This is a genomic window from Paraburkholderia kururiensis JCM 10599 = LMG 19447, from assembly GCF_003986935.1.
Taxonomy (GTDB): Bacteria; Pseudomonadota; Gammaproteobacteria; order Burkholderiales; family Burkholderiaceae; genus Paraburkholderia; species Paraburkholderia kururiensis.
Genome location: NZ_RJZE01000019.1, coordinates 167,105 through 176,292, shown reverse-complemented (window position 1 = coordinate 176,292; position 9,188 = coordinate 167,105). Strand labels below are relative to the sequence as shown.

General features: G+C 63.2%; 9 protein-coding genes. 6 read left to right on the top strand and 3 right to left on the bottom strand.

Annotated elements, in window-relative coordinates:
- The first annotated feature begins 417 nt into the window (after positions 1-417).
- From PKKP23_RS22855 to PKKP23_RS22840, 4 genes are all read left to right on the top strand, one after another.
- Complete coding sequence (locus PKKP23_RS22855) at positions 418-1,632, top strand: DUF2863 family protein (RefSeq protein ID WP_126878532.1); 1,215 nt, start codon at positions 418-420, stop codon at positions 1,630-1,632.
- A 195-nt stretch (positions 1,633-1,827) separates the two neighbouring features.
- Positions 1,828-2,694, top strand: a complete 867-nt coding sequence (locus PKKP23_RS22850) for a helix-turn-helix transcriptional regulator (RefSeq protein WP_126878531.1) — start codon at positions 1,828-1,830, stop codon at positions 2,692-2,694.
- 75 nt (positions 2,695-2,769) lie between these two features.
- A complete protein-coding gene (locus tag PKKP23_RS22845) occupies positions 2,770-3,444 on the top strand; it encodes an energy-coupling factor ABC transporter permease (RefSeq protein WP_126878544.1) in 675 nt (224 codons plus the stop codon).
- Positions 3,445-3,691: 247 nt separating this feature from the next.
- Positions 3,692-4,267 (top strand): BspC domain-containing protein, encoded by a 576-nt coding sequence (locus tag PKKP23_RS22840; protein ID WP_026121354.1) that lies wholly within the window; start codon positions 3,692-3,694, stop codon positions 4,265-4,267.
- Positions 4,268-4,477: 210 nt separating this feature from the next.
- On the opposite strand, the gene PKKP23_RS22835 is transcribed toward PKKP23_RS22840, so the two are convergent.
- Both PKKP23_RS22835 and yaaA read right to left on the bottom strand, forming a co-directional pair.
- Complete coding sequence (locus PKKP23_RS22835; RefSeq protein WP_126878530.1) at positions 4,478-5,641, bottom strand: M14 family metallopeptidase; 1,164 nt, start codon at positions 5,639-5,641, stop codon at positions 4,478-4,480.
- 26 nt (positions 5,642-5,667) lie between these two features.
- Positions 5,668-6,462 carry a peroxide stress protein YaaA gene (gene yaaA, locus PKKP23_RS22830; protein ID WP_017774435.1) on the bottom strand — a complete coding sequence of 265 codons (795 nt, stop codon included), beginning with the start codon at positions 6,460-6,462 and terminating at the stop codon, positions 5,668-5,670.
- A gap of 66 nt (positions 6,463-6,528) precedes the next feature.
- Here yaaA and PKKP23_RS22825 point away from each other — a divergent pair, with 66 nt between their 5' ends.
- Together PKKP23_RS22825 and PKKP23_RS22820 are read left to right on the top strand one after the other, a co-directional pair.
- Positions 6,529-7,047 (top strand): putative toxin-antitoxin system toxin component, PIN family, encoded by a 519-nt coding sequence (locus tag PKKP23_RS22825; RefSeq protein ID WP_126878529.1) that lies wholly within the window; start codon positions 6,529-6,531, stop codon positions 7,045-7,047.
- Positions 7,048-7,147: 100 nt separating this feature from the next.
- Entirely contained in the window at positions 7,148-8,323 is a 1,176-nt protein-coding gene (locus tag PKKP23_RS22820; protein ID WP_126878528.1) for a pyridoxal phosphate-dependent aminotransferase, read from the top strand.
- Between the two features lie 72 nt (positions 8,324-8,395).
- Here PKKP23_RS22820 and PKKP23_RS22815 read toward each other — a convergent pair whose 3' ends face one another.
- On the bottom strand, positions 8,396-9,049 hold the full coding sequence (locus PKKP23_RS22815) for a glutathione S-transferase family protein (RefSeq protein ID WP_126878527.1): 654 nt from the start codon (positions 9,047-9,049) through the stop codon (positions 8,396-8,398).
- Positions 9,050-9,188 lie beyond the last annotated feature (139 nt).

Genomic DNA, 9,188 nt, shown 5'->3' with positions numbered 1-9,188 from the left:
GCTTCGCGCCCCGCCGTTTCCCGCAGCGGCCCGTGTTCGCAACGGGGAGGCGAATAGTAGGCCAACACCAGCCACATGACAAGGGGATGACGGAGATTTTTTTCCCGACCCGCCTCCGCCGCGCTCAGTTCCCCGTGCCTCTCACTACTGCGGCGGTCCAATGTGACGCAACCGTGGCCGTCCCTCCGCCATCTGCACTCCTAAAGCCGGCCGACTTCCGCAGCATGCGGGGCGTTCGAAGGCGGCGGAGCAGGCTGCGGCGCCTCAACATACCCAGCTCACTCGCCCGCCCTGGAGCCCTTCGCGGCATGCGGCCACCCTGTTCCTCAGCACTCTTCCGCATATTGCCAAGCGCGCACGATGCAGTTCGTGGAACCGTCTAGAATAGTCGTTCTTCGCACCTCACTGACTGGATTTATGCGCTCGCGAATTGCCAAACGCCTCCCCCCTGATGCCGACAAGCTCGTCGGCCTCTCGCTCGCGCTGTTCGCGTCGGGCAGTCGCACCGAAGACCGCTTCTGGGAGACGAAGCTCGACACGCTGCTTGCGAAGATCGTCCGCAACGGTAACCAGACGACGCTCGACGCCGCGCTCGACCATCTCCAGCAAAACCATCCCGACGCCTACGGCGCGCTTGCCGACATGGCCGAAACGCACAGCGAGTCGTTCATCGTCGAGCACGAGGGCGTCCAGTACGAGGCGCTCCTCATCGCGGCGCCCGTGCTCGCCTGGACGCGCTATGTGATCCCGTCCGGCCCGCTGAAGACCGAGCCGGCGGATGCGCTGCGCGCGCATCTCCAGGCGCACGTGCTCGCAGGCGACACGCGCGTCGCCATGGCACCGTATCTGTATAGCATCGACCAGTTGCCGCGCCACCACGTCGAAACCTGGCGCATCGCGCAGCAACTCGCGCAAGCGGCAATGAGCGGCAACAACGCGCGAATCAATTTCGGAGAACTGCCCGAAACGTCGCCCATTCTCGCGGACCCGCGCTTCCTGCTGGCTGTGGTCGCGGCACCGGTGGGCGCCCCGCTTTTTCGCTGGCAAGAGGAAGAGCACGGCGTGCGAATCGAGCGCAGTCAGTGCCTCGAGCAATGGGCTACGCAAGGCGGCGCCAATCTGGCGCTCGTCCTGCCCGGCTGCGAATTCGAATGCTTGTTGCCGGACGCGTACTACTCGGCTTGCCGCGACGCCGACGAGCGCGTTCGCCCACATACCGTGCGCACCGCCGTGCGCTATCTGTTCGACACCATTGGCGCTGCGCCACAGGAACTGCGTGCGGTCGTCGCCGGCTTTGGCGAGCGTCGCATCGACGAATACCGCATTGGCTTCACGCGACGCGGCAGCAATGACGTGATCTACGGCGTCGTCTGGCCGCTGTATGGGCGCGAAAACGGCGAAGCGGAGATTGATGAGGAACCGGGCGAAGAGCAAGCCGCCGACGGCCCGCTCGAAGAAATCGTCGCCCTCCTGAAGGAAACGGGTGTCACCGATATCCGCCGGCATGCGGGTCGCTTCGAACCGGAATATTGCGACGATTGCGGAGTGCCGCTCTATGCTGATCCGCTAGGCGAAATCGTACACGCCGAAATGCCGGAAGACGCGGAGCCTGCACAACCCCATTTTCATTAATTACGCATAATTTGACGAAAGCCCCGCCCAGTGCGGGGCTTTTCTTTTGCATTAATTGATCCTATGCCTTCTGGCCAGGCCGATTTTCCGAAAGCTTTTTGTCATAATCCTTGCGGTGCCACATCGCGAGCTCCCGGATTCCCCGGGGATGCGCGCATCGCGACACATGGCATGGCAAATAGGAGAACGAACGCAATGCGATTCGCTGTATTTAACCCTGACGCAGAACGGCGCGAGGGACTTAAGGCGCTGTTGAGACAAATCGACCGACAGGCGCGCTTCATGGACGTAGTGGACTGGCGCAGCGCCGATCGGGCCGTGCGCCACTGCACCCTGGATCTGATTGTCATCGACTGGCACGAAGGCATGCGCCTCGGCGACGTACAGGCCTTCGTGAGCGCATATCCACGCCTGCGCCTCGCAGTCGTCATAGACAGAGGATCGCCGGGACTGGCCCGAAGCCTGATCGACAAGGGCGTACCGGGCGTGATTCCGCGCTCTATGGACGCGCGCCTCATTTTGCGTGCGCTCGAAATGGTGATGCTGGGCGGAGAGTACTTGCCCGCTGACGTACTGAAGCCGGGAGCGGCAGGGGGTGGCGACCGCCTTCAACGGCGCGGGTCCCAACTGTCGGTCCCACCAAAACGAGCCAGACTTTCAGGCGGCTTGTCACCCCGGCAGGAGCAGATCATGCGATGCGTCCACATGGGCAGCACGAACAAGATGATCGCGAAAACTTTGGGTATCAGCGAAGGTACGGTGAAGATCCACCTGGCGTGCATTTTCCAGCAACTTGGCGCGCCCAACCGCGCGGCGGCCGTGGCCATCTACAACGGCTGGCTTTCGTCGCAGCTTCAGGTGCTGAGTGACGATGCCGCACTGACACCGAAGCCAGTGCCGGGCGAGCCAGGTCCCGTGCCGTTGCGCAAACGAAGGAAGCCGTCTTTCTCGTATCCGTTGCCAGACGACAACATCGCCGAAGATCTGCCGATGGCCGCTGAGCCGACGCCACCCTTCGATGCATCGGCGCCAAACCCGGACGAGGATACGAAGGAAGAATGATCGCGCGCACAGACGGCTGTGGCTGGCATGGAATGCGCTCACACGTTTTGTCGTCCAACGAGTAATATGAGACACATGGGTTTCCTCTACTCACCGCTTCCGCTATGGGTCGCCGTCGGTGCCTGGATCACCGCCGCCGGTCTGCTTGCGCTCGCGTTGTGGCGAAACCCTTTCAAACGTCTGCACGACGCCACGCTGCAACACGTCTGGCTCGCGATCATCGTCGCGGTATCGGTGCTCTGGGCGACTAACGCGTGGCTTGAGGACGGCACGGTCATGCACGTCCTCGGCGCTACGCTTGTCGTTACGCTGTTCGACTGGGCGCTTGCGCTCGTCGCGATGGCGGTAGTCACCGGCCTTGCCGCGCTCGTCTTCGACGCATCGTGGCAAGGTATCGCGCTGACATTCCTCGTGTTCGGCGCGCTACCCGTTGGTGTTTCGGCGCTGCTCCAGCGCGCGGCAGTTGCATGGTTGCCACGCAACCTGCTCGTCTTCATCGTGAGCCAAGGTTTCGTGGCACCCGCGATTGCCGTCACCGTCGCGGCATACGCTGCGCTCGGCACGCACATCGGTCTCGCGAACGGCTCGATGCTGGTCGTGCCGGCGGGCTACGCCTTCAGCGTGCTCGTGCTCGCCTCGGGTGAAGCGTGGTTCACCGGAATGTCCACCGCGCTGATCGCTGTCTATCGTCCGGCTTGGGTCACCACGTACGACGTGCGACGCTACAGGCTCGGCGGCCCTCGCACCTGACACGCGGGCACGCAAGGCTCGTGTTAGTGCGCCCCTTCGTGGAACTTCGGTAAGCGTTCTTCCGCACTACCCATACAAGAGGTGCACTGCCACTGTGGATGGAGCGTTTCGCCACCGCCAACCTTCGATCAAAACCATCACGAGACGAGCCAACACACAGAAACACAAAAAATTCGAATGGGGATTGAACTACCTTTGCCGACGCGGCATCTTACGTCTTCTGATGTTCCACCCCGCCTCTAACTAGATGGATCGAACCCAAGCACACCGCCGGTGGCTGCGGTTGGTCGGCCCGCTGGCGGCTTTCGCGGCAAGCCTTTCGCTTGTATGCGTCAAGCCTGCATGGGCCGATCAGCTCGAACAGCACAACGAACTCGTCAATCAATTCGTGAACCAGATGCACGCGGATCCGCTCGTCGCGGACTGTGCTGCGCATGGCAACTTCGTCGCGAGCACCTCGACCGCATTCGACCACGTCGAATTCCCGCCCAGTTCGTTCGACAGCTCGCACTCTTCCGTCACCCCCTGGAACGATTCGTTCGATGAAGGCAAGCAGCGCGTCAAGGTCGATACGATCGTGACCGTGGAAGGACTGGGCGTTTCGCAGAATGGCTCCAACGGTCCGTTCCAGCTCAAGTTCCGCTGCGGCTACGTCGGCCAACAGATGCTGGCGTTCAGCTGGAACGACCCCGTGCCGCCCGCGAAGCCACGCGCAAACCACTCCGCGAGCAAGAAGGGGAAAGGCAAGCACGCCGCGACGGGCAACGGATCCACACGGAAAAACGCCAGAAAGAACAGCTCAGGCACGAAAAAGAAGCACTGAGCACGAGGCTTCAGGATCTCCACCGTTGCCCTGCCGCCTCGCAAGGCCGTAAATAAACACGGCAGCGGAGCGCCGCGCTGCGTCACCGCTTCTCGCGCGACGGGCAACGTGGCGACCCACCCGCCGCCGGCCATCCACCTCAGAAACAAAACGGGGAATCCGCCTCCTGCAGATTCCCCGTTGGTTCTCTGGCGCTATCGCCAAACGCGGTCAATCGAATGTCTCGACGTGTCGCAAGACTGCCTGCAGCAGTGCGGCACCCAGCGCCGCACTGCGTTCGCCGTTCCATCCCACGCGCTCGTCCGGCAGGTTTGCATTGTCTTTGAACGGCATTTCAAGCGTGAGCGAAAGACAGCCGAAGACATTGCCGATGTACTTCGACGCAAGTTTCAACGCGTCCTCGCGATACTTGCTCGCGGCGTACCCATGCTTGTCCTGGAAGTCCGGGCTCGCCAGCTTGAAGGACTCGATGAACGCCTGCTGCTCCGTACGCTGCCGTTCAGTGAATCCGGGCAGCATCTCGGACCCCGCCACGAACACATACGGCAGCGCTTCATCGCCGTGGATATCGAAAAACAGATCGCAGCCTGTCGCATGAATCGCGTCGCGCACCTGCAGCACTTCAGGACTGCGCGCGGCGTCGGGCTCCATCCATTCGCGGTTCAGATTCGCCCCCACGGCGTTCGTGCGCAGGTTACCGTGCACACTGCCGTCCGGATTCATGTTTGGCACGATGTAGAACACCGCATGATCGTAGAGCTTGCGCGCCACGGGGTCGCCGGCCCAGTCACCCCAACCGGCCAGCCGCTTCACGAGCCCTTCGACGAACCACTCAGCCATGGTTTCGCCCGGGTGCTGCCGCGCGATGATCCAAACCTTCTTCTTCGGCTTGCCGTTGGCGCGCACCGCTTCCGGCGTACCGAGCGTCAACAGCGAGACCGGACGCCCTTCGACCGTCGTACCCAGTTCCATCAGCGCCGCATGCGGCATCTGCTGAACCGCGCCCAGAAACTCCGAGTGGCGCTCCTCGCTATACGGCTCGAAATACGCGTAGTAGATGCGGTCGAATTCCGGCGTGTGATCGATGGTCAGTACCCGCCCGTCGTACGAGGTCGGCACGCGGAACCAGTTCACGCGGTCGTAGCTCGCAACGGCCTGGTAGTCCCGCCAACCCTCGGCGAATGCGCACGCCGACGCGTTTTCGAACGTCATCACGCAGCGTTCGCCGCGCGCGCCAGAGAGACGAAAGTAGAACCATTGCGCGAACTCCGACTGATTGTCGGGCCGCACGCGCAGACGGATATCGGCGGCGTCGGTGCAGGACACCACTTCGATCGCACCCGCGTCGAAATTGCTGGTGATGGAAAGCGTCATGGGATAACTGCTCCTTGGCCGGTGCGTCAATCGGCTGCCCGGCGGCGGAATACGTATGTCGAATCGTTCGACGCTGCCTTGTCGAACGCGTAGCCTTCAGCGTCGAAACCCTTGAGCGCGGTCGGCTCGTCTATCCGGTTCTCGACTGCGTAGCGTGCCATCAAGCCACGCGCGCGCTTGGCGTGAAAACTGATGATCTTGTAGCGCCCGCCCTTCCAGTCTTCGAACACGGGCGTGATGACGGGCGCATCCAGCAATTTCGGTCGCACCGAGCGGAAATATTCGTTCGAGGCGCAATTGACGAGCACGCGCGCAGCCTTCGTCCCCGCCTTCTCGTTACGCACGAACTGTTCGTTCAGTGCATGCGTGATGCGCTCGCCCCAAAACGCGTACAGGTCTTTGCCGCGCCCATTGGCGAACGGCGTGCCCATTTCGAGGCGATACGGCTGCAGCAAGTCGAGCGGGCGCAGCAGCCCATAAAGGCCCGACAACACGCGCACATGCTTCTGGGCGTAATCGAGGTCGGCGGCTGAAAGCGTCCTCGCGCTGAAACCCTCATACACGTCGCCATTGAATGCGAGCACCGCTTGCCTCGCGTTGTGCGTACCGAATGCCGGCGACCAGTCCGCGAAGCGCTGGAAGTTCAGCTGCGCGAGCGGGTCCGAAATCTTCATCAGCGTAGCGATCTGTTGCGGCGAGAGGCGGCGCAGACCGTCGATCAGCTCGGCAGCGTCATCGACGAAATGGGGAATGGTGTGCTTGCGGATGTGCGGAGGCGTTTCGTAGTCCAGCGATTTGGCCGGCGACAGAACGATTATCATAGAAGCTTTCAGGCACGCCGTGCCTGCAGGACAAAGACGAAAGCCCGATTGTAGCGAATGTGACGAATGCCCGGTTCCCAAGATCCGACTCCAACCCACCCGACTCGCCCGCCGCGCGTCGTACTCGATTCGAACGTCTGGATCGACATCCTCGTATTCGACGACCCACACACGCGGCCCATTCATGCCGCGCTGGAAGCAGGCGCACTGCAAGCCGTCGTGGACGGACGCTGCTTCGCGGAACTGGCACGCGTGCTCAAGTATCCGCAGTTCGCGCAGCGTGCGGTCGACAAGGCAGCCGCGCTCGCCATCGTCGAGCGGCTGACGCTGCGTGTCGAGCGTGCCTCGCCAGTGGAAGGCGCAAAACCGCTGCCGCAATGCAAAGACCGTGACGATCAGAAGTTTCTCGAACTCGCGCATGGCAGCGGCGCCGCATGGCTGGTCTCGAAGGACCGCGCCGTGCTCAAGCTCGCCAAACGCATGACGCGCGACTTCGGCCTGCAGATCGCTCCCCCCGCGCAGTTCGTCGCGGCCTGTCTTGCGGTCGTCGAGTCCACCGGGCCCAGCGAGCCCGTGCCGGCATGAGCGCCGCACGGGGACGGCAGCGCACGATGCGCGGCGATTCCCTACAATCGACGTTGCTTTCCACCGACTTTCCACCCCGAGCCATCCGCCACACCGCGCCATGAACGCACCGCACGACACGCCGCCGACGACGCCCGTCTTCCCGTCCCGCCTGCCGAATGTCGGCACGACCATCTTCACCGTGATGAGCGCGCTCGCCGCAGAAAAAGGCGCGGTGAACCTGGGCCAGGGATTTCCCGACTTCGACTGCGATTCACGCATCGTCGACGCCGTCGCAACGGCCATGCGCGACGGTCACAACCAGTACCCGCCCATGGCCGGCGTCGCACCGCTGCGCGAAGCGATCGCGGACAAAATCGCGAACGTCTACGGTCGCCGCTACGACGCGGCCACCGAGATCACCGTCACGGCCGGCGCCACGCAGGCGCTGCTCACGGTCATCCTCGCCACGGTTCATCCCGGTGACGAAGTGATCGTGATCGAGCCGACCTACGACAGCTACCTGCCCTCCATCGAACTCGCGGGCGGCAAGCCGGTGTTCGTCACGCTCGAGGCGCCGGAGTACGCGATTCCGTTCGACCGGCTCGCCGCCGCCATCACGCCGAAGACACGGCTCATCCTCATCAATACGCCGCACAACCCGACGGGCACCGTCTGGCGTGCTGAAGACATGCAGCGGCTGCAGGAGATCGTGCGCGGCACCAACGTGCTGATCCTCTCCGACGAGGTCTACGAGCACATGGTGTACGACGGCGAGCCGCACGAGAGCGTCGCCCGCTACCCGGAGCTCGCCGCGCGCAGCTTCATCGTGTCGAGCTTCGGCAAGACCTATCACGTGACAGGGTGGAAAGTGGGCTACGTCGCGGCGCCCGCCGCGCTCAGCGCCGAGTTCCGCAAGGTGCACCAGTTCAACGTGTTCACGGTGAACACGCCGATGCAGATCGGCCTTGCACAGTACCTGCGCGATCCGGCGCCCTATCTCGAGCTGCCCGCGTTCTACCAGCGCAAGCGCGACTTCTTCCGCGCCGGGCTCGCGAACACGCGCTTTCGCCTGCTGCCCTGCGAAGGCACTTACTTCCAGTGCGTGGATTACTCCGCGATCAGCGATCTGCCCGAAGCGGAATTCTCGAAGTGGCTGACGACCGAGATCGGCGTGGCCGCAATCCCCGTCTCGGCCTTCTATCACGAGCCGCACGAATCGGGCGTCGTGCGCTTCTGTTTCGCGAAGAAGGAAAGCACGCTCGCGACGGCGCTCGAGCGGCTCGCGCGGCTCTGACGCCGGCCCGATGCAATGAGCGCGACGACGATCAGACCGGCCCTGCCGTTCCCGCCGTCGCGCAGCGCCCCTTCACGTACGTTGCTGCTGCATGGCCTCCACATAGGCCTTGCGGTCCGCGCTGACCCGCTGCGCCGCCGGGCGCTCGCCCACCACCTTCACATAGCGCTTCCAGTCGATGCCCGCATCGAGCAGGAAGTCACGCCCGTAGATGGTCTGCGTGGCCATGCCGACGGGCGGCAGGCTCACGAACGCCGCCGTATCGGCCACGCAGAACCGCTCGCCGCGCAAATAAGGCGCGAACTGCGCCAGTCGCATGAAGCCCGCGATGTGATGCGTCAGCAGTTTCTCGGTGCGCGCCTTCGTGGCGTCTGTGATCGTGCCGCCGAAGAACGCCTCCTTGTAGAGATTGCGCGCGACGAGTTCGAGATGCGTCTCCACGAACGCAATGAGTTCACGTTCCTTCGCCGCCTCCCACGGGTCCGCGGAGAAAATCTGCCGGTCCGGGTAGCGCGCCGCGAGGTATTCGACGATCACCGCCGACTCGCACAGATCGCCCTCGGCGGTTTCGAGCCACGGCACCTTGCCGAGCGGCGAGTGCGCGAGCACCGCCGCTTCCTGCGACGGCTGCACGAACACTTCCTCGAACGGGATGTCGTGTTCGAGCAGGACGAATTTCACCTTGTTGTAGTAATTGGACAGCGCAAAGCCATGCAGGCGAATCATAGGGTTTCCTTCCGGTTGGGCAGGACGGCCGGAACCGCTCTGCGAATCGTGCCTGTTAGTGTCTATGGCCAGGGCTGGCCCTCACATCATAAAAATGCACGAGCGTGCTATTCTAAACCGGACATGGAGTCGAGCATCA